We start from the raw sequence: 24804 nt of genomic DNA, 5'->3' as shown, positions 1-24804 counted from the left end.
TGTCAAATCTGGTGTATGAGCTCATCTTGATGCTCTGTTTGATCTTGAGTTATTCTTTCGCCGTCTTTAAATTTTACCCCTGTAATTACTTCAGCCAGTAACTTAAACCCTCGCAAGCGGTACCATTTTTTCTCTGCCGACTGCGCGAGTTTAAAAACCATCATTAAGGTGGTTGTCCGGCTGCCACAACTCTTCACTTTATGCGTTCTCAGCCTTACCGTCGCAAACGTTGACTCTATCGGATTACTCGTTCTTATGTGCATCCAATGCTCAGCAGGATAATCATAAAATGCCAGCATTTCATCTTTATCCTTCATCAAGCAATCCGTCGCTTTTGGGTATTTGACTGAGTAATTTTTAACAAATAAATCATACGCTTTATAAGCAGAAGCTCGACTCTCTGCCATCCAGATATCTTGTAAATTCGCTTTGATTTTAGGTTGCATTGATTTCGGCACTTTGTTTAGCACATTCGCGATTTTATGCACCCAGCAACGTTGATGTTGGGTTGTTGGCCATACTTTGGTGAGGGCATTCCAAAACCCCAGCGCACCATCCCCTATGGCCAATTTTGGTGGTATTGTTAGACCCTGTGAGCGCAGTTGATTTAACACTTCAGTCCAGCTCTGCTCAGACTCACGAACCCCGTCAACCACCGCCAATAGCTCCTTTCTGCCCGTTTCATCTACCCCCATAATTACCAGTAAGCACAGCTTATCATCCATTCGAATTTTACTGTAAATCCCATCGGCCCAGATATACACATATCGACGTTTAGCCAAGGAACGTTTAGACCACTGCTGATACTCCGTTTCCCAGGTGGATTTCAACCGAGAGACACTATTGGCCGACAAACCTTTGGCTTGCTCGCCTAAAAGAGACACTAAAGCGGGCTGCATATCACCCGTCGAAATTCCTCGTAAATAGAGCCATGGGATCAGCTCTTCGATATTTTTTGTCCGTTTCAGATAAGGCGGGATCAAGGCACTATTGAATTTAATGCCTTCCTTTTTTCGATCCCTGACTTTAGGTATTTTGACCTCAATATCACCAAGGCCTGTTTGGATCGTACGCTCAGGCTGGTGACCATTTTTGACGATCCGCTGAAGTCCCTCGACGGTCTCATGCTGGTATTGAGCCAATAAAACAGCCAACTCAGCCTCAATCGCTTGAGCTAACAACTGCTGCGCCCCGCTTTTAAGCAACTGCTCTAACGGATTGTCTGGTTTTTCAATGGAAATAACATTATCATTTTCAGTCATTGCGATGTCTCTCTGGTTAATTGTTGATCTGGTCAAGATCAATTAACAGATTACATCGCAATGACTTTTTCTCATACACCAGAAACGACTATAGCTCTTCGCTCACTATCGGCAGGTATTTATGCAACACTTAAATACTTTGTAGGTAGAAACCACCCAACTTCACTTGCTTATAACTACAGTAAATCGCAAGCATCAACCGCTCAAGAAGAACAAAAAGAAGTAGCCTACACAGCGCAATCACTTGAAGAAATGCTGGTTGGTCGTAAAAACAGTACATTTAAAGAGCCTAATGGTTTTTTATCACGCTTACTTCACAGCTTAATCCCTAAGTTATTGTTTCTACCATATCCTATTCGAAATGTTGCCCAGCGATTATTTGGCTCATGGATAAGCACCTTTGTCGCCCTTATTGCTTATGGCCTTGTTGCATTTGTGTCTTTGTCGGGCTTTACCGGTGAAGCTGGGGAATTAGCATTTCCGGTTTATAGTGCAATATTAATGTTTTACGTGCTTTTTTCTTGGCGCTCTACAGGTAAACCTATCTCTCGAAATGCAGAAAAAAATATTGAAGCACTTGGTACTGGTGCACTCGCTAAAATTATTTCGTTATCTTTTATTTTACCCATCGCTATTGGTCTTTCTATGTCATGGTTGATGAAAGAGCAGCACATTAGTAAACAAGAAATAGATAGCTGGCTTGAGCAACTACCTAGTCTTCATGCTGGAATGTACTTAATTGCAATTATTATATTAGCGACTCTAAGCTGTGCGCTTGCTTTTATCATGATTAAAGCGCGTTTAAATTCAGTTACCCCTTCAGCTGAAGTTTCTGAACTACGTGAAAACTGGCAAGAGTCTGTTCATCCAGACGAGATTTTCATAAACCTCGATAACCTAGTAATGGCTAATCGTCGTTATAAAGAAGTACCTAACAGAGTTTACAGAGAATTAGACCCTAAGCTTCAAGAACAAATAGAGGGCAAAGGCGGTTTCAAGGGTGAAATGATCCAAGAGATTCAGCCTAAACTGCATTCAATGGACTTAGGTAAAAACTTCACACTCGCGAGATTACTTGCTTTGGTGAGCGGTAACTTACTTTATATTGTAGCGTTAGCATTTACTGTGTTTTTAGCGTATTCGTTTATCAATATTTACCATTACATTGATGCGGCAAATATTAATAGCTTTAAACAAGCATTTAATAACCAGCATGTTATTCAATTTAGTGAGCTATTAATGACAAGCTTTCACTTATTGCTAATAGGTATACTTATTAAAGCATTTGCACAATTGCTAACAAACACGGCTCATCTGTTTTTTGCCGAAATGCAATTTGAATCACTGCTTGTGTACTTTAAATGCGAAGGTACCTTTACTGAGTCTAAAATATCAACAGGTACTGGTATTCACGATAGTACCCGCTCAGAAAATACTTTAGTACGCAGTAGCATAACGCCTTGGATTATTGTTTCTCGTGTTATTTCTACTACGTTTGCTGCAACAGGTATGAAAAACCTTGAACATCCTCGCCATATTATGGAAATGCATAAAGACGAAGGACAATTACAAGCAATCAAAAAAGACGTTATTGCGTTCTTGAAAGACCGCGAATCTATCGCCTCAATCACCAGTGAGCGCGATTTAGGTAATGCGTCACAGATACATCAATTAAACCAACAAACGCGCGCTATACCTACTCAGCAAGCGATAGCGAAAGATGATGAAGAAGCTGCCGGATATTTAAGACAAGAAGAAAACTTATCTCCCGAGCCCAAGAGTTAATTAACCTGAAACCTAGATAATTTTTATTAATGCCACCTTGTTAACTTAGGTGGCATTTTTTTAACCTCTATTCAAGACTTTTTAACTTTATTACCTCTTTTGCACTCAACAACATGATTAATATTGGATTAGTTCACAAAGCCCTTGCTTTATGTGCCAAAACACAAATAATGAAAGGATTAATTACAGGGTAAGAATGAGGACAATGAGCTATATACTAACCACCCAATGTGCTGATGATGTAGGCTTAATAGCTAAAATCACAGGGCTTTGCCATAAAAATAATTTAAACATTACGCGTAACAACGAATTTGTAGATAAAGACGCGCAGCGATTTTTTATGCGTACAGAGCTTACAGGCGAGCCACAAAGCGACTTTTTAGATCAACTACGCGCATTGTTGCCAGATGGGGCTAAACTTGCGCTACATTGCGGCGCAAAAACTAAAGTAGTTTTATTGGCAACTAAAGAAGCTCATTGTTTAGGTGGTATGCTGTTAAAGCAATTTGAACAAACTCTTAATATTGAAGTACTCGCTGTAATTGCTAACTATGCTGATTTAGAGCCGCTAGCTAAAGGGTTTGGTGTGCCATTTCATGTTGTATCGCACGAAGGGTTAACCCGTAGCGAGCATGATGAAAAGGTAGGCGATTTAATTGCCAGCTACAACCCTGACATTATTGGCCTTGCCAAATACATGCGTATTTTAAGTCCTGAATTTGTGGGTCGATTTGAAGGTAAAATAATTAATATTCATCACTCATTTTTGCCAGCATTTATAGGTGCTAAACCTTATCATCAAGCATTTGAGCGTGGCGTAAAAATTATTGGTGCTACCGCTCACTTTGTTAATAATGAGCTTGATGAAGGTCCTATTATTTTGCAAGATGTAACCAGCGTTACACATGCGAATACCGCTGAAATGATGGCTAAAATGGGCAAAGATGTTGAAAAGACTGTGTTTTGTAAAGCACTTCAACTTGCCTCAGAACATAAGCTATTTATTAATGGTAATAAAACCGTGGTGTTTTCTTAGCATTATTCCAACTGCTTAATTATTCTACATATAAAAAATGCCAGCATTGTTGCTTAATGCCAGTCAGTTAACAGTTGACTGGCGTTTTTTATTGGGGTATTTACTGGGTTTTGGTTTCACACATCTCGGATACGCCCGCTCCTGTTTTATCGGTAATATGTGATGTTCAACTTGAGCTTGTAATTGCTCTATTGATTTAGGTATCCGTCCTGCATTTTCTATAAACATTGTATGAATAAGGTTAATAATACTAATAGCACACGTCGTAAAACTCAGGTGTTTTGCATATATTCCAGACTTTTTCTGCGCCATTTTCACCATCTGATATCGGAGCAAGTTATAGCTCAACATTACGCCCCATAATTCTTGCGCTATCATCTCAGGTTTCTTGCTGCGTAGCGTGAAGTGACTATTCAGTAACGTTTGTTTCATTTCTCGATAACCAAGTTCAATTTCCCACCGTTCACTATAGAGGTCAACAATGTCAGCCTTAGGGAAACGCATTGGATCAGTCAGTGAAGTGAGTATATTCACCTCTTTCCCCTTAACCGTTTTTGTGACTAGCCTGACTTCAATGCTCTGTGGTAAATCGTCGAACTTTTTTCTCGCTTGTGCTGTTGCTTTTAGCTTGATAAGTTTGTCTTGACGACCTAAAGAGCGAACAATTTCATATTGCGTGCCTTTTCTCATCGGTTGAAGCCAATGCCTATTTTCCCCAGCATGATGCCAACGATTGAGTAAGCCTAGAGAATAGAAGCCTCTATCAAATAACGTCAGTGAGTTATCGGGTGTTGCCTCGATTAAGTCTTCAGCCAACACCATTTCACTAGTACGACAACTATCAAAGGCGCTCCCCATTAATAAATGGCTAGTTAACTCCATCAAACACACCATGCGAACCTGAGGGAAAGCCGTGTCACCATGCTGATTTTTCCACACGGAGAATGCATGTTGATTTTCAGCAGTATCCGGTGTGCGCCAAATAACACCATCAACACCCAGTAGTGATAGCCCGCACCATGTGGGATGGTTCGCATCAGCATTCCACATTTGCTGACTTTTCTCAAAAACCTGTTTAACGGCATCAGCCCCAAGCCGCTGCCTAGCCTGTACAACCGCACTGGGTGCAACGAGTTCTTTTTTACCTGGTAAAGCGAGCCCTAATTTACTGACAATACTCCACAGTGGGTCTTCACGATAAAACGACATACAAATGACTGTCCAAACGGCCATCTCAACAGGAAGCCTTCTTTTCCTTATCGTCGCGACACCAGCGGTTTCAGCGCATTGTTTGATAAACTCAGGACATAAAAAATCACTCAGTTGACCTAAGCCTTCTGAATTGGGTGCGTAGCTATTGGCAAGAGAAAGTGCGGTAGTGAGTTGCAAAATAAAAGGCTCCTGAATAAATTCAGAAGCCTTTATAAACTAACCAGAAGATCGGTCAATGGATCGTCAAATATTTCTTAACTGATCGGCATTAAGCATTGTTGCTGGCATTTTTTTGCTCATAAATAAGCTAATAACTTTTTAAATGTAAATTATGCCTGCTCTATTGGTTCGAGCTTTAATTTAGCGGCAATTAAAACGGCTTGGGTACGATTGTACACACCAAGTTTTCTAAATATGGCTGTAATGTGTGCTTTTACTGTCGCTTCTGATATGTGTAGTTCATAAGCAATTTGCTTATTAAGTAAACCTTCGTGCAGATATTGCAGCACTCGGTATTGTTGAGGCGTTAATGAGGCAACTTGCGCTGCTATTTCTCTATCTTCACCTTCAATTTCAGCTACTTTGTTTTTTAACTCTTTTGGTAGCCATGTATCGCCTTCAAGTATTTGGTTAATTGCACTGGCAATATCATCAGACGATGACGATTTAGGAATAAAACCCATAGCGCCGTAACCCATTACTTTTGAAACGATATTCACGTCTTCACTACCCGAAACAACGGCTATAGGTAAGCTTGGGTATTCTTCTCGAATACGAATAAGGCCATATAAATCACCATTACCCGGCATGTGAAGGTCTAGCAGTAATATATCAAGATCCTCTTGCTCGCTTAACACTTGCAATGTGCTGTCAAAATCGGATGATTCAAAAACGGCTAAACCTTCAAATTTTGCGCTCAGTGCGCCTTTTAGTGCTTCACGAAATAACGGATGGTCGTCCGCTATTAAAAACTGACTCATGGTTCACTCCTAATAAATTCGGCTGCCAGTTAGGTTTAAAACCCTTACTGACAGCCGATATACTACGTTTAGAATCAACTTGTAATCAAGTTTTTAACGCACATTTAACGATTTAATCTGTTCTCGATTAGTTCATCGACAACTGAAGGATCCGCAAGCGTTGACGTATCACCGAGTTGTTGGTGCTCATTTGCAGCGATTTTACGTAAAATACGACGCATAATCTTGCCTGAGCGTGTTTTTGGCAAACCCGGTGACCATTGAATCATATCTGGAGATGCTATTGGGCTTAGCTCTTTACGAACCCAGTTACGTACCTCTTTGGTTAACTCATCGCTTACAGTTACACCTTCGTTAGGCGTAATATATACATAAATACCTTGGCCTTTAATATCATGCGGGTAACCCACTACAGCTGCTTCAGCTACAGCTTCATGCGATACAAGTGCACTTTCAATTTCGGCAGTCCCTAAGCGATGACCCGATACGTTTAATACATCGTCCACACGACCTGTGATCCAGTAATAACCATCCTCATCACGACGACAACCATCGCCTGTAAAGTACACTCCTGGGTAGGCGCTAAAATAAGTTTGTTCAAAACGTTCATGGTCGCCATAAACAGTTCGCGCTTGCGATGGCCAGCTATCTAAAATAACTAAATTACCATCTACAGCACCTTCGAGTGTATTACCTTCGGCATCAAATAATGCAGGCGCAATACCAAAAAATGGATGTGTTGCAGAACCTGGTTTTGTATCAGTAGCGCCTGGAAGTGGTGTGATCATTATGCCACCGGTTTCTGTTTGCCACCATGTATCAACAATCGGGCAATTAGATTTACCAATACTCTCGTAATACCATGTCCACGCTTCTGGATTAATTGGCTCACCTACTGAACCTAAAATACGTAAACTATCGCGATTTGACGAAGCTGTTGGCTCATCACCTTTGGCCATTAGCGCTCTAATTGCTGTAGGAGCGGTATATAAAATAGTCACACCGTGTTTATCAACTACTTCGCCCATACGCCCTGCAGTTGGATAAGTGGGTACACCTTCAAATACAACTTGAGTACAACCGTTTACTAATGGCCCGTACGCTATGTAACTGTGGCCTGTGATCCAACCTACATCGGCACTACACCAATACACATCATCTTCTTTTAAATCAAATACGTATTCATGTGTCATTGATGAGTAAACTAAGTAACCACCGGTGGTATGCACCACCCCTTTTGGCTGACCAGTAGAACCTGATGTATACAATATAAACAAAGGATCTTCAGCATTCATTGGTTCTGGCTCACACTGTGCTGGTAAGTCAGCAACTAGCTCGTGCCACCATATATCGTGCTTATTCCAATCAACTTCACCACCGGTTAATTGGTGCACAATAACGTGTTCAATTGTGGTTACAGAATCTTGCGCTACCGCTTCATCAACGTTTGCTTTTAATGGTACGCAATTACCTGCACGTCAACCTTCATCTGAAGTAATAACGACTTTAGCGCCCGAATCCCTTATACGGTCGGCAATCGCTGATGGTGAAAAGCCACCAAATACAACTGAGTGAATAGCACCAATTCGTGCACAAGCTTGCATTGCGTAAATGGCCTGAGGCGTCATTGGCATATAAATAGCTACACGGTCACCTTTTTGAACACCCAGTTTTTTTAAACCATTGGCAAATTTAGCCACTTCGTCATGAAGTTTTTGATAAGTAATGTGCTCACTTTGAGAAGGATCATCACCTTCCCAAATAAGCGCAATTTTGTCTGCTTTCGTTTTTAAGTGGCGGTCAATACAGTTATAAGAAGCGTTAAGGTAGCCATCTTCATACCATTTAATGCTGATATGGCCTTTATCAAATGAGGTGTTTTTAACTTTAGTGTAAGGAGTAGACCAATCGAGGCGTTTGCCGTGCTCATCCCAAAAACTTTCTGGATCGTCAATAGATTGCTTATAAAGCGTATTATATTTATTTTTATCAATGAGTGTTGCGTCTTTAATGTGCGCAGGAACTGGATAGATACTTTGTGACATCTTAGTCTCCATTAAAATTACTTGCCTTGGGCTCTTATCAAGGATTACTCAGCAGTGCTTTATTAAGTATTAGACCTTAGTTGTACACACCTTTAAATTCTTCAGTTGTAGTTTATAATTGGCTTGGTTTAATTATTTTACATAAATAATACAAGATGTTAAATGTAAGTAAATACAAACTACTCATACCTTAAACCTTAGTCTTATAGACCAATAGGTAATTGAGTATATCTCGTACATATTTAACAGTGTTGCCGTACAATAATAAAACAATTTTGCTAAAACTTAACTAATCTATTATTTAACAAATAAAAATAGAATGTGTATTAGTAATGACAAGTCACGCAAAAAAGCACTTTTTATTCGTAAGTAATACCTTTAGCAAGTAATACAAAATAAATGAATAAAAAGTAATAAACAAGTAGCCTATAAAGGACACCAAAATGAAATTTACTCCATTAAAAACACTCGCAGCAAGTGCTGTTCTTTGCGCGCTTTCAAGCGCAACATACGCAGCAACTGTTGCAAAGGTTGGTGATACCGAATTTACTTACGGCGGATACATTAAACTTGACTCTATGTGGAGTGATTATTCAGCCGGTGCACCAGCAGGCACAAGTGTTGGTCGTGATTTTTACGTACCAAGTACACTTACAGTTGGCGATGATAATAGCTCTGATGCAGTTTTTGATATGCACGCACGTCAATCTCGTTTTAATTTTGGTACAGCCACGTTATTAGATAACGGTAAAACGGTAAAAACTAAAATTGAAATTGACTTTTTAGCGTCTGCAGCCGGTGGAAACGAGCGCGTTTCAAATTCATACGCACCACGCATTAGACATGCATTCATCACTTATGACGGTTGGTTATTTGGTCAAACTTGGTCAAACTTTCAAAACGTAGGTGCTCTTGCAGAAACACTCGACTTTGTAGGCCCAGCTGAAGGCACTGTGTTTGTGCGTCAATCTCAAATTAAATACACAACTGGCGCATGGTCTTTTTCATTAGAAAATCCAGAAAGTACAATTACGACAGCGGGCGGCACACGTGTTGCCACTGATGATGCATCACTACCTGATTTTACAGCACGTTATACGCACAAAGCTGATTGGGGTAACATCGTTGTTGCAGCACTAGCACGTCAACTTACTTATAAAGCCGGTGAAATTGACGCTGATGAAACATCATTTGGCATTAGCGCATCAGGTATGGTTAAGTTAGGTGAAGACAACCTTAAATTTATGCTTACCCAAGGGCAAGGTTTAGGCCGTTATGTAGGCTTAAACGTAGCACATGGCGCTGTTCTTGATGGTGATGATCTTGATGCTATTGATTCTACATCAGGTTTTGTAGCTTACCAGCATAAATGGAACAGTCAGTGGCGTTCAACGTTCTTATACTCTTTCTTCTCTGCTGATAACAATACCGATTTACTCGCTATCTCTGGTGATCCTACAGAATCAAGCCAAAGCTACAGCGCAAATATCTTATACTCCCCCGTTAAACGCTTAACATTTGGCGCTGAACTAAAGCATGCTGAGCGAGAAACTGAAAGCGGCGTTGATGGTGATTTAGACCGTTTACAATTTTCTGTTAAATACTCTTTTTAATAGCTAAAAATCTAATTACTTCCTTAAGCGGCCTTGGCCGCTTTTTTAATAATTCAATTTAAGTTAAAAACAAAGCATATTTTTATAAGCTGTATCGTTTATCCTAATCATAATATTATTTACAGACTAAGTAATTTACCCTAAAAAAATGTTAACGCGCCTGCAAATGATAATGGTTTTTGTTTGAGTTTTTTAATTCTAACTAGTAGAATGCCCTAATTATTTATATAAATTCAAATAATATTGAATATTAATTAAGGGAAAACATGAAACTCAATCGCACTTTTGCACTTTCTTCTTTAGTTTTAGCCATGGGTTTTTCAGCTCAAGCGCAAGAAACATCAACTAAGAATACAGTTGAAAATAATAATGAAAAAATGGAAGAAATATTAATAGTAGGTGTACGCCAAGATCGCGTTAGCAAAGGTGCTACCGGTTTAACAATGGAGCTTAACGAAACACCACAATCGATTAGTGTAATTGGCGCAGAGCAACTTCAAAACTTTGCAGCAAATAGTATTAATGATGCATTGAAAATGGCCACGGGTATTACTGTTGAACAAGGTGAAACTAACCGCACACGATATACTTCTCGCGGTTTTGATATTAAAAGTACTCAAGTTGATGGTGTTGGTCTACCTAATAATTGGGGTCTTGTTACTGGTGCTATGGAAAGCTATGGTTATGAGAAAATAGAAGTTATTCGTGGTGCTAATGGGCAATTAACAGGTGTAGGTAATGCTGCGGGCACTATTAACTATGTTCGAAAGCGCCCAACAAATGAAAATGAAGGTGAAGTAGGTATCTCTGTAGGTACTTATGGTTTAAAGCGCTTACAAGCTGATTATTCATTTTTGTTAACAGATTCTGGTAGCTGGGCTGCACGTGCTATTGGTGCTGTAGAAGGATCAGATTCATACCTTGATGGTTTAGAAAATGATCGTACTTACTTCTCTGCTGTAGTTGATGGGCAACTTACTGGTAATTCGACACTTTCATTTGGTGCTTCACATCAAGATGCAAATACAGATGGAACAATGTGGGGAGGATTACCGCTTTCATATGCCGATGGTACACAAGCAGAGTGGGACGTAAGTGCGAGCCCAACTCAAGAATGGACTAAATGGGACACTCTTAATACCACTGCTTTTATTGAATATACTTATGTACTTGATAATAACTGGGAAATTAAAACAACTTATAATTACCAAGACTCAGAAGATCAAAGCAAATTACTTTATCTTTATGACCCTTATGGAATGTTTGATAGTGAAACTAATTTAGGTTTAGTCAGTCTTCCAGGACGATATGATACAGAATTCTCAGCTGATTTATTTGATATAACAGCTAAGGGTGAGTACAGCTTGTTTGGTCAAGAACATGAGTTAATGCTTGGTGGAAGTATTTCGCAAAGCACATCTTACTCTTTTACCAACTCTTACGATGCAGCAACAACTGAAGCTTATGGCTTGGCGCCTGCTTTTCCATACGCATTAGATGCGATAGCTGAACCTATTTGGGGTGAAAAAACCAAGTATGCTGATATTGATGTTACTTTGAAGCGTTTTTTTGGTTCTACTAAATTAAACCTAACAAGTGACTTATTTGTTATTGCGGGCTTTAACGCTATCGATTATGAGCGTACAGGCTTTAGCCAAGGCGTTGATATAGATAATGATGAAAGTGAGATAAGCCCTTACCTTGCAACAACGTATGCAATTAATGATGATGTTAATGTATATGTGAGCTATTCCGATATTTATCAGCCACAAGAGCAGTACGATTACGATGGTAACTTTTTAGATCCAAGCAAAGGTGTTAATTACGAAGTTGGAGTGAAAACTCAATGGTTTGATGATCAACTACTTGCAACCTTTGCAGTATTTAGTGCCAAACAAGATAATATTGCAACTTATGCAGGGCTAAACGCATCTGGATTTACTTACTATAAAGGAGCTGATCAAGATACCCAAGGCTTTGAATTAGAATTAACCGGACATATAACTGATGATCTAAATGCTGTATTTGCATATACATACTTAGATATAAATGATGACGCAGGCGATAGTTCTCACGAATGGGAGCCTGAAAATGTTGTTAATTTTTCATTGGATTATACGCTGCCTCAACTACCTGAGTTTCAGTTTGGTTTAGCCGGCAAATGGCAATCAAAAACAGAAAATATAGCCAGTAATGTTAAGCAGGATTCTTATTTACTTATGAACGCATTTGCTCGATGGGATGCGAGCGAAGACTTATCAATTCAAGCTAACATTGATAACATCACAGATGAAAAACATATTACTAGCTTAGCCAATGTTGGTTTTTATGGCTCCCCTATTAGCGGAAAAGTTAGCTTAACTTATCGCTTCTAAAGTTCTATTTTAATTAAGGCCCATTCTTTAACTATTAGAGAATGCTTTTACCTGATTAAAACGTATAGCGTATGATCGCTCTGCTCTTCATTTAGTATAGTAATTACTAATGCAGTGCCTACTCATGCGCGATTTAACCGTAGATTTTATAGGTTAAATTACAAACAACACATTTCTATGTGTCGTTTTTATCTTATCTACTTTAAGTTTTTAACAATAAAAAGCGCCAACCATTACTGGTTAGCGCTTTTTTAAAGCTCGGGTCAAATCAAGCTTAGAAACTCATTTTGATACAGCTTAAAGGTCTGCGTCGTCGCCTAACTTATCTTCACCATCTTCTGGTTCAATAGTTGCTTTTAATAAAAGCATTTCGCGTAACTTACCTTCAATCTCATCTGCAATTTCTGGATTTTCTTTCAAAAATTTAATTGAGTTAGATTTACCTTGGCCTACTTTGTTGCCACAGTAACTATACCAAGCACCTGCTTTTTCAACAATTTTGTGTTTAACACCTAAGTCAATTAACTCGCCTTGCTTAGAAATACCTTCACCGTACATGATGATAAATTCAGCTTGTTTAAATGGCGGCGCTACTTTGTTTTTAACAATTTTAACGCGGGTTTCGTTACCAACAACTTCATCACCTTCTTTCACAGAACCAATACGACGAATATCAACACGTACCGATGCGTAAAACTTAAGTGCATTACCACCCGTTGTTGTTTCTGGGTTACCAAACATAACACCAATTTTCATACGAATTTGGTTAATGAAAATACATAACGTATTAGAGCGTTTAATGTTACCAGTAAGCTTACGTAATGCTTGTGACATCAAACGTGCTTGTAGGCCCATGTGCGAGTCGCCCATGTCGCCTTCAATCTCAGCTTTGGGTGTAAGTGCAGCAACCGAGTCAATAATAACAACGTCTACCGCGCTTGAACGTACTAACATGTCACAAATCTCTAGCGCTTGTTCACCTGTATCTGGTTGCGATACAAAAAGATCGTCAATGTTAACACCAAGTTTTTGTGCATAAATTGGATCTAGAGCATGCTCAGCATCGATAAAGGCACATGTTTTGCCTTCTTTTTGAGCTTCTGCGATAACTTGTAAAGTAAGCGTTGTTTTACCAGATGACTCAGGACCGTACACTTCAACAATACGTCCCATAGGTAAACCACCTATGCCTAAGGCAATATCAATACCTAATGAGCCTGTAGATACAGATTCAATGTTTAACGCTTTGTTATCACCCAATTTCATAATTGAGCCTTTACCAAATTGACGTTCAATTTGTGATAGTGCTGCGTCTAACGCTTTTTGTTTGTTATCGTTCATTTTGTTCTCCAAATCCAGCTAATGGAACCAAGTATACTGTATGAAATCACAGTATCAAGCTAATTTTTTTATTTTATCTCATCTATTACATTTTTTAATGTAAATACAATAGCTTGTAACCTAACCTGAGCTCTATCACCAATAAATACTTGTTTAAATGTAAGCAACTTATCATTAATTTGTATGCCAAACCACACAAGTCCAACAGGTTTACCTTCAGTTGCACCACCAGGCCCGGCAATACCCGATACAGCTATAGCAATATTAGCGTTTGTTGCTTTAATAGCACCTACTGCCATTTCTCGCACTGTTTGTTCGCTTACAGCACCATACTTTGCTAATGTACTTGCACTTACATTGAGCAAATCTTGCTTTGCTTGATTGCTATAAATTACAAATGCACGGTCAATATAAGCCGAGCTCCCTGGGGCATCGGTAAGCGCATAACTAACTCCGCCACCAGTACATGACTCAGCAGTAGTGATCCATAAGCATTTATCCGTTAAAATAGCGCCTAATTGCGCAGCAAGTGTTTTAATCTCTTGATGTAATTCCATATTCAGCCTTTGGGTAAATACATGTCGTTTGATCTTTATGCACCACACACTATAAAACAACAAACCCCTATGATGCAGCAGTATCTAAAAATAAAATCAGAGCATCGCGATATTTTATTGTTTTATCGCATGGGCGATTTTTACGAACTCTTTTTTGATGACGCTAAACGCGCCGCTCAATTACTTGATATTTCGCAAACTCATCGCGGCAAAGCCGGTGGCGACCCTATTCCCATGGCTGGCGTGCCTTATCATGCGGTAGAAAACTACTTAGCACGCCTAGTCCAAATGGGCGAATCAGTCGCTATTTGCGAACAAGTTGGCGACCCTGCAACCAGTAAAGGTCCCGTTGATCGTAAAGTTGTACGCATAGTTACACCCGGTACAATTTCTGACGAAGCGCTTTTACAAGAACGACAAGACAACCTTCTTACCAGCGTTTGGCAAAGTAAAAAAGGCTTATACGGTATTGCCTACCTTGATATTAATTCAGGTCGTTTCAACATAGTTGAAGTAAACACCGACGAAGCCTTTAGCTCAACTATTCAGCGCCTATCACCAGCAGAACTTCTGTATAGCGAAAGCTTTGAAAACTTTCATTTAATTGAGCATATAAAAGGCGCTCGTCGTCGCCCTGAGTGGGAATTCGACTTAGATACGGCCCAACACTTATTATGCGATCAGTTTGGTACTAAAGATTTAGTCGGCTTTGGTGTTGATAAAGCCCACAGCGCACTTGTTGCTGCAGGTTGCCTAATGCAATACGTAAAAGATACACAACGTATTGCATTGCCGCATATTCGTGCAATTACGCTTGAGCACAACGAACATGCCGTTATTTTAGATGCCGCAACACGTAAAAATTTAGAGCTTACCGTTAATCTATCGGGCGGGTTTGAAAACACACTTGCCCAAGTACTTGATAAAACAGCAACGCCAATGGGTTCTCGCTTACTTAAGCGTCGTATTCATACACCAATTCGTAATAAAGATGAGCTTAATTCTCGCTTAAATGCAATTAGCGCTATTTTAGATGTACAACTTTGTGGTGAATTGCACGAATCATTAAAAGAGATTGGTGATGTAGAGCGTGTTATTGCCCGCCTAGCTTTATGTACTGCTCGCCCACGCGATTTAACGCGTCTGCGCAGTGCACTACAAGCACTTGTACCACTGCATACTTTGTTAGGTGATGCTAATGATCCTCGTATAACAGATATTATCAAGCACTCGCCTGAACTCCCTGATTTAAAAGCATTGTTAGAACGTGCAGTGATAGAAAACCCACCTGTTCTTATTCGCGATGGTGGCGTTATTGCCCCGGGTTACAACAGTGAACTTGATGAATGGCGTAACTTAAGTAAAGGTGCAACCGATGTTCTTGATCAACTAGAACTGCGAGAACGAGAACGTACGGGTATTAGTACGCTTAAAATTGGTTACAACCGCGTACATGGCTTTTTTATTGAAGTAAGCCGCGCCAACGCGCACTTAGTACCAGCCGACTACATTCGTCGCCAAACGCTTAAAAATAATGAACGTTACATTATTCCAGAGCTTAAGGAACACGAGGATAAAGTACTCGGTAGCCAATCAAAAGCTCTCGCGCTTGAAAAGCAATTATATGAAGAGCTATATAGATTTATTGCTCCACATATTGAGCAATTACAAATTATGGCTGCAGCACTGGCTGATCTGGACGTTTTAAACAATTTAGCTGAGCGTGCATTTGCACTCAATTATGCAAAACCACAATTGTGCGATAACGACAATATAAGCATTAAACAAGGTCGTCACCCTGTTGTTGAGCAAGTAATGAAAGAACCGTTTATTGCCAACCCTGTAGAGTTAAATTCTCAGCGTAAAATGCTAATTATTACCGGTCCAAACATGGGCGGTAAATCAACTTATATGCGCCAAACAGCACTTATTGTTCTAATGGCTCACATTGGCAGTTATGTGCCCGCTGACAGCGCTAAAATTGGTAATATCGACCGTATATTTACACGTATTGGTGCAAGCGATGATTTAGCATCAGGGCGTTCAACCTTCATGGTAGAAATGACCGAAACAGCAACCATTTTAAATAATGCGACTGCGCAGTCTTTAGTATTAATGGATGAAATTGGTCGTGGTACAAGTACCTACGATGGGCTTTCGCTTGCGTATGCAACAGCCGATCATTTAGCATCAAAAATATCTGCTAAAACATTGTTTGCTACGCACTACTTTGAATTAACAGAACTTGCTGAGCAAACCACGGGCCTTGTAAACGTGCATCTTGATGCAATAGAACATAACGACACGATTGCATTTATGCATACAGTTCTCGACGGTGCAGCAAGCAAAAGCTTTGGTTTACAAGTAGCCGCTCTTGCAGGTGTGCCAAAAGCTGTGATTGCACAAGCAAAGCAAAAACTTAAGTTGCTTGAAAATCACCAAAGCGTCACTGCACCAAATACAGAACAACAAGCCTTTACTTTTAATAACGAAATTGCACAAAGTACACCTTCAGAAGTTGAAGAGCAGTTAAGCGCAATCGACCCTGATAACTTATCGCCACGCCAAGCACACGATTTGTTATATAAACTAAAAGCATTGTTGTAATTTATGTCATCTAATTTACAAGCATAAAAAAAGCCGAAGAATAAATTCTTCGGCTTTTTAACACACATAATAGTCTCTTAAACTATTTAACTAGCTACGAAAACTGATTAAATAAGCTGTCTGTACTTAAACCTTCTTGTTGCAAAATGTCTTTTAAACGACGTAATGCTTCTACCTGAATTTGTCTTACACGTTCACGTGTTAAGCCTATTTCGCGGCCTACATCTTCAAGTGTAGATGGCTCATAGCCAAGCAGTCCAAATCGACGTGCTAACACTTCGCGTTGTTTAGGGTTTAATTCTCCTAACCAATCTACAATATGTTTATTAATATCATTATTTTGTACTTCGCCTTCAGGACCAGCACTTTTTTCATCAGGGATGATATCAAGTAGTACACTGTCGTTTTCGCCACCAATAGGCATGTCTACTGATGCAATTCTTTCGTTTAAACGTAGCATTTTAGTAACGTCTTCAACGGGTCTGTCTAGGCAAGCTGCAATTTCGTCAGCTGTTGGCTCATGGTCAAGCTTTTGAGTTAACTCACGCGCTGTACGTAAATAAACATTAAGCTCTTTAACTACATGGATAGGTAAACGTATCGTACGTGTTTGATTCATAATGGCACGTTCAATCGTTTGACGTATCCACCATGTCGCGTAAGTTGAGAATCTAAAGCCACGTTCAGGATCAAATTTTTCAACAGCGCGGATTAAACCTAAATTACCCTCTTCAATTAAATCAAGTAAGGCAAGGCCACGGTTATTATATCGGCGAGCTATTTTAACAACCAAGCGTAAATTGCTTTCAATCATGCGTTTACGAGAGGCGTCACAACCTTTAAGTGATTTTCGTGCAAAAAATACTTCTTCTTCTGCGCTTAATAGTGGAGAGAAGCCAATTTCGCCTAAATAAAGTTGTGTGGCATCTAAGTTTTTAGTGACTTCTTCTTTGGCAAAAATATCTTCTTCGTCTACCTTTTCAAGTAGTGATGTGGTTTCTTCAACGGCGGTGTCATCAAACTTTTCGTCATTCGTATTATTTGTGTCAAGTTTTGCAGTGTTAGCCATAAGCCTTCTCCAGAGCAATTATCAATACCTAAAAATTAGGGTAGGTATTTAGCAGGATTGACAGCTTGCCCTCGGTAGCGAATTTCAAAACGAAGTGCCGTAACCGAAGATTCTGAATTACCAATTTCTGCTATTTTTTGTCCAGCCTTAATTTTCTGCTTTTCTTTAACAAGTAATTTCGAGTTATGTGCATAAGCACTTAGGTAATCATCATTATGTTTCAATATGATTAAACTACCATAACCTCGAAGTGCGTTACCCGCGTACACCACCGTTCCTTGTGCCGCGGCTAATACTGAAGCCCCTTTTTTATTAGTAATCTGTAAGCCTTTGTATCCGTTTTCCTTATTAGAAAAGCGTTTAGTAATTTTACCTTTTGCTGGCCAAAACCACTTCACCTTACTACTCGACAAATACTTTTTATTACTAACTTTGTTACTGGCTTGTTTTTGAACATACTCTCGTTGTTTTGGCTGATCAAGCTCTTTCTTTAATTTTTTGTTATTTTTTTGTGTGCTTTTTCTAGACTTTTTACTCGAATTCGTATATTTTTTCGACTTTTTATTTTCTGACTGCAATGGTATTAAAGAGATATCTTGTCCAGGATATATTACATAAGGTGATGAAATAGAATTGTTTTTTGCTAATTTACGAAAATCTTGACCTGCACTAAAAGCAATTGAATATAAAGTATCTCCTTTTTGAACTTTATACTTATTACCACTAATGTTAATTTTATGATCTAAATAGTTAACATTATTATTTAGGCTGCTGACTGGTGCTGGAACATGACGAGACGAGCAGCCAAAAAGCAAAATACTAATAAATAAAGCAACATAACGCATAAATTGTTTATTCATTGTATTTAGCTCCTTATGTAAAAAAGTTATTTTATAAAGCTTAACGCAACAAAAAGTACGCTACTGCAATTAATACTACTAATCCCCAACCAAGTATTTCAATATATTGACGTAATTTTTGCTCCATCTTAGCTCCGCCCCACTTCATTAAAGCTGAAACTAAAAAGAATCGCGCACCGCGCCCGATGGCAGATGCAATTAAAAAAGGCAAAAAGGCCATTTGTAAAACACCCGCGCCAATCGTAAATACTTTATAAGGTATAGGTGAAAAACCAGCTAAAAAAACAACCCAAACACCGTAATCTTTAAACCAGTTTAATGCGACATCAAACTTTTCTTGCCAGTGCATTTGTGCAATTAATGGCTCAACAACGGGTTCAAATAACCAAAAGCCGAGTAAATACCCAATTATTCCGCCAACAACCGATGCGATTGTGGCAAAACTTGCAAAGCGCCATGCTTTTTTAGGTTGAGCAAGCGACATAGGCGCAAGCATAACATCAGGTGGGATTGGGAAAAAAACAGACTCAGCAAAGCTCATTGCAGCCAAATAACGCTCGGCATGGCGATGCTTGGCCCATACAAGGGCCATATCATATAACTTAGTAAACAACTTCAAAATGAATTCCTATTCAATATCGCCAGGTACCAGTGGTACAAACCTAACTGGTGCAATAACATGTTCTGTGTAATCGTCGCCGTTGCGAATAACCATTATTAATTTTTGATCACTTTCACCAATTGGGGCTAATAACACGCCACCATCAGCCAATTGAGCAAGTAAATCTTTTGGCACTTTAGAGGCCGCAGCCGTCACTATAATACCGTCAAACGGCGCTTGTGACTGCCAACCTTGCCAGCCATCACCATGCTTCATCGACACATTATATAAATCGAGTTGATGTAACCGGCGTTTGGCTTGCCATTGCAAGGCTTTGATACGCTCAACTGAATAAATTTTAGTGAACGTTTTAGCTAAAATTGCAGTTTGGTAACCAGACCCAGTACCAATTTCCAGTACTTTATTGCGAACACCCGCAAGGCGAAGTAGCTCAGTCATACGGGCAACAATATAAGGTTGCGATATAGTTTGCCCCTGCCCGATGGGTAACGCTGTATTCTCATACGCTTTATGTTGCAACACGTCATCAATAAAAACATGGCGCGGAATATTCGCAATAGCACTAAGCACTTGGGTATCTTCTACGCCTTCGCGCTGTAGTAAATCAGATAACGCTTTGGCGCTGCGCGTATAATTAGCGAGCACGGTTTATCTCCAAATCGGCAAGCCAGTCTCCTACCGCTTCTAAGCTATCTTTAGCGGTCATATCAACACTTAATGGCGTAACTGAGGCATAGCCATTATTGATTGCGTAAAAGTCGGTGCCTTCACCTGCATCACTTTCGGTGCCAAGCGATCCATACCAATAAATATCACGACCCCAGGGATCCGTTTGTTTGGTCATGGTTTCGGCTTTATGACGAGCGCCTAAACGTGTTACTTGCACCCCTTTTAATTCACTTAGTGGAATATCTGGCACATTAATATTTATTATTTGATCTTTTGGAAGCGGATGCGAAGCCAAGCCCTTAATAATATTTACGGTAACAGCAGCGGCTGTTTCAAAATGCTCGCCTTTATGTGAGCAAAGCGATACCGCAATTGCAGGTAAGCCCAAATGACGTCCTTCAGTCGCGGCAGCCACTGTGCCAGAATACAGCGTGTCGTCACCTAAGTTGGCACCATGATTAATACCAGCAACAACTAGATCTGGTTTTTCATCAACCAACTGATTTACACCTAAATGTACACAATCTGTAGGCGTGCCATTAACCGACATAAAACCATTTTCGAGTGTCGTCGCTCGTAGTGGGTTCATTAATGTTAAAGAATTACTTGCGCCACTGCAGTTACGATCGGGCGCAACAAGAGTTACCTCTGCAATTTGTATAAGCGCCTGATATAAAACCGCAATGCCTTTGGCATTTACGCCATCATCGTTACTTAACAGTATCTTCATTTATGCCATTATCCTTTTCTTTGCGCTCTCGTGGGCTTGCATCTGTATAATCCACCAGCTCGCGTAATAATGCGGTTGCAAAACATCCTTTAGGCAAACCAAAACTCAGCTTTAAACTCGTTTCATCTATGGTCTCAACCGTTAAGTTTTGCGGAATTAAACGCAGCATTCTGCGCTCATTTTTAAGGCCGAGTTCACCCAAGCCATCGCACCATGCTTGGTAAGGTACAAGCCATACTTTTTCTTGCTCGGTTAAGCCTTTTTCACTTTTACCCACCATAGGTGCCGACATCATAATATCGCCAGTGGCTAATCGCTCAATGTTTTCATCGTTAATCGCATCTTCAAAAAATGCATTACTGCCGCTGAGCATAAATACTTCACGGTGCATTGTTTTAGCTAAACCATGCTCTTTTACACGCAGGCTCACTAACTGATTAAATACATGCGATCGTGCTGCTGAAATAATAATACCGCGCAACTTTTTATCGCGAATACGCTCACCGGCAAACATTTTTTCAGCCATAACTAAGTTATGACCACCATGACCAAAGCGCTGCTCGCCAAAGTAATTAGGCACGCCTGCGCGTACTGCGTTAATACGGCATAGAATATCAAGAGGCTTGGTTACATTACGAAGCGTAATAGTAAATTTATTACCTTTGTGGCAGCCCGTACGTAACTTACGGTCGTGGCGCTGTTGCGAAACAATAAAAATACTCTCGCTATTCAAGTCGCTAAAATCGATAGGCTTTTTAATCGGTACTTTTACACTAAACCACTGCGAGCACACACCGTGGCGATCTTTCATGCCTGCGTAACTTACGTCTCGCGGTGAAACACCCGCACGCTGCGCAATTAGCTTTGCAACGTATTGCGTGTTTTCGCCTTTTTTAACCACCTGCAAACACACGTGTTCGCCACTGCCGGTAAATTCTATACCTAAGTCTTCATCAACCATAAAGTCTTCAGCAGTGGTTTTAAAATCAGCTTTAGAAAGCGGTGCACCGTATAAATAATTTAAATCGCTCATGCGTTTTTTGTACTCGCAAGCTCTTTACTCATAATAACCACCGCATGGCTCGAAATACCTTCTTTGCGCCCTTCAAAGCCTAGCTTTTCAGTGGTAGTGGCTTTAACGTTAATTTGGCAAAGGTCACAATTTAAATCACTGGCTAAATTAGCACGCATAGCTTGAATATGTGGCAGCATTTTTGGCGCTTGCGCAACAATAGTCACATCGCCATTGCCAAGTACATAACCTTGCTCTTTAGCTAAGCCCACCACATGGCGAAGTAAAATACGACTGTCGATATTTTCATACTCACTAGCTGTATCGGGAAAGTGCTTACCAATATCACCCATAGCAAGGGAGCCTAAAATAGCATCACATAATGCATGAATAGCAACATCGCCATCGGAGTGCGCTAAAAAGCCCTGTGGGTAATCAATTTTTTCACCACAAATAGTTAACGGGCCTTCGCCGCCAAATTTATGTACGTCAAAACCATGGCCAATTCGTATCATAATGCACTCTCGTTTTGTTGTTTATGTAATAAAAACCCAGCCAAATCTAAATCCTCTGGTGTGGTTATTTTAATATTGTCGCTGCGCCCTGCCACAAGCTTTACCGGTTTGCCCGCCCATTCAATAGCACTGGCTTCATCGGTAATAGTTGCCCCACTTGCTAATGCGTTTTGAAGTGCATTTTTAAGCTCGTCATATTTAAAAAATTGTGGGGTAAGTGCTTGCCATAAATCGTCTCGTGGCACAGTTTGTAGGGCATGTGTGTGGCCACGCTTTATGGTGTCTTTTACTTTACTAGCTAAAATACCACCTTCGTCAGCACACATGCATTCATCAATTAAGCGTTCTATATCACTAATATTAACTAACGGGCGTGCAGCATCATGTACCAGCACCCATGCTGGAGGATTGGGCGCTAAAAAAAGTAAGCTATTGAGCACTGAATCGGCACGTTCATTTCCGCCACTGGCGCGAACAATGCGTTTATCAACGAATGAAAGCTCGTCAAAATAGGGGTCGCTGTCGCTAAGAGCAACAACAATAGTGCTTAATTTAGGTAATTGAGAAAGTTTAGCTAAGGTGTGTTCTAAAATGGTTTTACCCGCTAATTGTATGTATTGCTTAGGCGCATTGTGCTGCATTCTACTGCCAACACCTGCAGCAGGTACAATTGCTGCAATAGTCTGTTTATTTGTCATATTGTTTGCCCGGTAAAACACGAATAAATGTTTCGTCCGGTTTAATCATTCCCAATTCGTTGCGTGCACGCTCTTCAATACCTTCTTGGCCAAGCTTTAAATCTTCTATATCAGCTGTAAGCACTTTATTTCGTTTAATAAGCTTTTCGTTAGTGTGTTGGTGTGATGCGACAGCACCTTTTAATCGCGTGTAGTCTTGTACGCCATTATGACCAAACCATAATCTATATTGCACAAACAGTGCTAAGCACAATAAGCAAGCTTGAAAAAATCGCATTTAACACTCCTTATTTTAAATCCCGAATACCTTAACTTTATTAAGCTAAAGGACGCTTTAAATTGCGCCAATTAATACTACCCGCTAAAAGCATTTCGCGTAGTGATAAGAGCCGTGGTGAGCAGCGCTTTGAAAACTGCCATTGATGCCCACAACAAGCTGCGGTAAAACTTACCTTACTTGGCTTTATTAACTGAGCGTTTTGCTGCTCAAGCCCATTACCTAAAAAATCAAACCAACCTAGCTCGTTACAATGCAGCTTATTTTCGTCTAACTGATCGATACTGTCTATTCTCAGGCGCACCTGATCGTAGCCATGCAATATAACAGGCACTATTAACCCCACTTTGGCATGTGTTTGATAAAAAAGTTCATTAGCTTGAACATTCACATCGGGTGGTGTCGGTTTTTGTTTTTCAAGCCAAGACCCATTTTGCGAGTCCAACGTAAAAGGTGTGTCACCATTGGCAACTAACGTTGCCGCTCGCTCAATATAATAGGGTAGGCTTTTTAACTGCCAACGTAGCTTATCAGCATTAGGCTCTGCGACTAAACGCAAAACCTCACGCTGATAAAATGCATTGCACAATTGTGCATATAACACTTTTTGCGCATCAGTTTGCCAAATTTCAACTTGTTGCAGAGCACCAAGTGACTGATTTTTCGCTACCAATAGCTCTACTCAAAACATTTAGGTTAATGTTTTATAGCACAGTACTGAATGCTTTTTAAGCATTACATACTAATTTAAGCGCTTGGCTTTTCACCTAATTTAGCTTTACCTGATTCTAAAAATTGCACAACCGTATTACGCTTTTTACCAATTAATAAACTGCCATCAGCTAAAAACATAAAGTTTTGCCAATTGCGTTTAAATACATCAAACGTCGTTTCGATAATATTATCGCGTGCCATACAAAAATAAACCGTGGTGTTAGCTTCCCAATCTAAAAACGTTAAGATTGCTTCTGGTGGTAGCGCATCGCCATTTTCCCACGCATCTTGCCAATCTACTTCTTGGCTAAAGCTTTTTTCTTGGCCACACCAATCGGTGTCTTCAAAAAAATCAGGGTGATCAAACTCACGGCTCACCATGGTTGTCCAAAGTACGGCTGCGCGCTCGTCGCTCATAGGCTTTATTTTTGCTGCGTCTTCATCAGATACAGGTAAATCTTTGTGGCGAAAAACCCACGCCTTTTTGTAATCATCTAAAGAAATATAGTTCATAGTATTGGCAAATTAGTTAACATTAAAAGTGCAAAGCCAAATTATACAAGAGATCAAAACATGACTACAGCAATAAAACCACTTTCCCTAAAACCAGGCATATATCAACACTACAAAGGCCCGCAATACAAAGTTATTCATGTTGCCACCCATAGCGAAACCGAGGAACAACTTGTGATTTACCAAGCACTTTATGGTGAATTTGGTATATGGGCGCGCCCACTTAGTATGTTTTTAGAAACTGTTGAAAAAGAAGGTGAGGTCATACCGCGTTTTGCCTACCTTGGACCTGCTGCTTAACTATGGCATTAT

21 protein-coding genes and 2 pseudogenes are annotated in these 24804 nt (G+C 40.0%); 6 read left to right on the top strand and 17 right to left on the bottom strand.

The genetic code is table 11. The features are described 5' to 3' along the window. Positions 1-2: 2 nt before the first annotated feature. Positions 3-1262 (bottom strand): IS256 family transposase, encoded by a 1260-nt coding sequence (locus AC0VZ4_RS04945; protein ID WP_475439694.1) that lies wholly within the window; start codon positions 1260-1262, stop codon positions 3-5. A gap of 96 nt (positions 1263-1358) precedes the next feature. Between AC0VZ4_RS04945 and AC0VZ4_RS04940 the strand changes: the two are divergent. Further along, positions 1359-3047 (top strand): annotated as a pseudogene (locus AC0VZ4_RS04940) (hypothetical protein); the annotation flags it as partial. 205 nt (positions 3048-3252) lie between these two features. After that, a complete protein-coding gene (gene purU / locus AC0VZ4_RS04935) occupies positions 3253-4083 on the top strand; it encodes a formyltetrahydrofolate deformylase (protein ID WP_007376083.1) in 831 nt (276 codons plus the stop codon). A gap of 63 nt (positions 4084-4146) precedes the next feature. On the opposite strand, the gene AC0VZ4_RS04930 is transcribed toward purU, so the two are convergent. The 3 genes and pseudogenes from AC0VZ4_RS04930 to acs all read right to left on the bottom strand — a co-directional run bounded on the left by AC0VZ4_RS04930 (position 4147) and on the right by acs (position 8320). Next, the gene (locus tag AC0VZ4_RS04930; RefSeq protein WP_475441083.1) at positions 4147-5472 is read right to left on the bottom strand and encodes an IS4 family transposase; all 1326 of its coding nucleotides are present in this window, start codon (positions 5470-5472) and stop codon (positions 4147-4149) included. A gap of 152 nt (positions 5473-5624) precedes the next feature. After that, positions 5625-6275: a response regulator transcription factor gene (locus AC0VZ4_RS04925; protein ID WP_007376082.1), complete on the bottom strand. Its 651-nt coding sequence runs from the start codon at positions 6273-6275 to the stop codon at positions 5625-5627. Positions 6276-6379: 104 nt separating this feature from the next. Then, positions 6380-8320: pseudogene (gene acs, locus AC0VZ4_RS04920) on the bottom strand (acetate--CoA ligase). A 443-nt stretch (positions 8321-8763) separates the two neighbouring features. Here acs and AC0VZ4_RS04915 point away from each other — a divergent pair. Further along, positions 8764-9933 carry a DcaP family trimeric outer membrane transporter gene (locus AC0VZ4_RS04915; protein ID WP_007376080.1) on the top strand — a complete coding sequence of 390 codons (1170 nt, stop codon included), beginning with the start codon at positions 8764-8766 and terminating at the stop codon, positions 9931-9933. 266 nt (positions 9934-10199) lie between these two features. Further along, a complete protein-coding gene (locus tag AC0VZ4_RS04910) occupies positions 10200-12308 on the top strand; it encodes a TonB-dependent siderophore receptor (protein ID WP_475441082.1) in 2109 nt (702 codons plus the stop codon). A gap of 297 nt (positions 12309-12605) precedes the next feature. Here the strand turns inward: AC0VZ4_RS04910 and recA are convergent, their stop codons facing one another. Together recA and AC0VZ4_RS04900 are read right to left on the bottom strand one after the other, a co-directional pair. Then, positions 12606-13649, bottom strand: a complete 1044-nt coding sequence (recA, locus tag AC0VZ4_RS04905; RefSeq protein WP_475441081.1) for a recombinase RecA — start codon at positions 13647-13649, stop codon at positions 12606-12608. Positions 13650-13717: 68 nt separating this feature from the next. Continuing rightward, positions 13718-14206, bottom strand: coding sequence for a CinA family protein (locus AC0VZ4_RS04900; protein ID WP_475441080.1), 489 nt, complete (start codon positions 14204-14206; stop codon positions 13718-13720). Between the two features lie 21 nt (positions 14207-14227). Between AC0VZ4_RS04900 and mutS the strand changes: the two genes are divergently transcribed. Continuing rightward, positions 14228-16813, top strand: a complete 2586-nt coding sequence (gene mutS, locus AC0VZ4_RS04895; protein ID WP_475441079.1) for a DNA mismatch repair protein MutS — start codon at positions 14228-14230, stop codon at positions 16811-16813. Positions 16814-16907: 94 nt separating this feature from the next. Here the strand turns inward: mutS and rpoS are convergent, their stop codons facing one another. The 11 genes from rpoS to AC0VZ4_RS04840 form a co-directional block, all read right to left on the bottom strand. Further along, positions 16908-17882: an RNA polymerase sigma factor RpoS gene (rpoS, locus tag AC0VZ4_RS04890; protein WP_475441078.1), complete on the bottom strand. Its 975-nt coding sequence runs from the start codon at positions 17880-17882 to the stop codon at positions 16908-16910. A gap of 35 nt (positions 17883-17917) precedes the next feature. Continuing rightward, positions 17918-18742, bottom strand: a complete 825-nt coding sequence (locus tag AC0VZ4_RS04885; protein ID WP_475441077.1) for a peptidoglycan DD-metalloendopeptidase family protein — start codon at positions 18740-18742, stop codon at positions 17918-17920. A gap of 40 nt (positions 18743-18782) precedes the next feature. Then, positions 18783-19361: a YqaA family protein gene (locus AC0VZ4_RS04880; RefSeq protein ID WP_033028947.1), complete on the bottom strand. Its 579-nt coding sequence runs from the start codon at positions 19359-19361 to the stop codon at positions 18783-18785. A 9-nt stretch (positions 19362-19370) separates the two neighbouring features. After that, positions 19371-20009, bottom strand: coding sequence for a protein-L-isoaspartate(D-aspartate) O-methyltransferase (locus AC0VZ4_RS04875; protein ID WP_033028946.1), 639 nt, complete (start codon positions 20007-20009; stop codon positions 19371-19373). Continuing rightward, positions 19999-20763 carry a 5'/3'-nucleotidase SurE gene (gene surE, locus AC0VZ4_RS04870; RefSeq protein WP_007376071.1) on the bottom strand — a complete coding sequence of 255 codons (765 nt, stop codon included), beginning with the start codon at positions 20761-20763 and terminating at the stop codon, positions 19999-20001. Before surE ends, AC0VZ4_RS04875 begins: the two co-directional genes overlap by 11 nt. Continuing rightward, a complete protein-coding gene (gene truD / locus AC0VZ4_RS04865; protein ID WP_475441076.1) occupies positions 20744-21796 on the bottom strand; it encodes a tRNA pseudouridine(13) synthase TruD in 1053 nt (350 codons plus the stop codon). The genes surE and truD overlap by 20 nt, the downstream gene beginning before the upstream one ends. Beyond that, a complete protein-coding gene (ispF, locus tag AC0VZ4_RS04860) occupies positions 21793-22290 on the bottom strand; it encodes a 2-C-methyl-D-erythritol 2,4-cyclodiphosphate synthase (RefSeq protein ID WP_007376069.1) in 498 nt (165 codons plus the stop codon). Before ispF ends, truD begins: the two co-directional genes overlap by 4 nt. Then, on the bottom strand, positions 22287-22988 hold the full coding sequence (gene ispD, locus AC0VZ4_RS04855) for a 2-C-methyl-D-erythritol 4-phosphate cytidylyltransferase (protein ID WP_475441075.1): 702 nt from the start codon (positions 22986-22988) through the stop codon (positions 22287-22289). The genes ispF and ispD overlap by 4 nt, the downstream gene beginning before the upstream one ends. Then, the gene (gene ftsB, locus AC0VZ4_RS04850; protein WP_007376067.1) at positions 22978-23265 is read right to left on the bottom strand and encodes a cell division protein FtsB; all 288 of its coding nucleotides are present in this window, start codon (positions 23263-23265) and stop codon (positions 22978-22980) included. Before ftsB ends, ispD begins: the two co-directional genes overlap by 11 nt. Positions 23266-23305: 40 nt before the next feature. After that, positions 23306-23938: a hypothetical protein gene (locus AC0VZ4_RS04845; protein WP_475441074.1), complete on the bottom strand. Its 633-nt coding sequence runs from the start codon at positions 23936-23938 to the stop codon at positions 23306-23308. Between the two features lie 74 nt (positions 23939-24012). After that, the gene (locus AC0VZ4_RS04840; protein ID WP_002958965.1) at positions 24013-24492 is read right to left on the bottom strand and encodes a DUF2947 domain-containing protein; all 480 of its coding nucleotides are present in this window, start codon (positions 24490-24492) and stop codon (positions 24013-24015) included. A 60-nt stretch (positions 24493-24552) separates the two neighbouring features. Between AC0VZ4_RS04840 and AC0VZ4_RS04835 the strand changes: the two genes are divergently transcribed. After that, entirely contained in the window at positions 24553-24792 is a 240-nt protein-coding gene (locus tag AC0VZ4_RS04835) for a DUF1653 domain-containing protein (RefSeq protein WP_475441073.1), read from the top strand. Positions 24793-24804 lie beyond the last annotated feature (12 nt).

The sequence above is a fragment of the Pseudoalteromonas sp. QJM3NY_22 genome (assembly GCF_056173065.1).
This window is presented reverse-complemented; position numbering and strand designations above follow the sequence as displayed.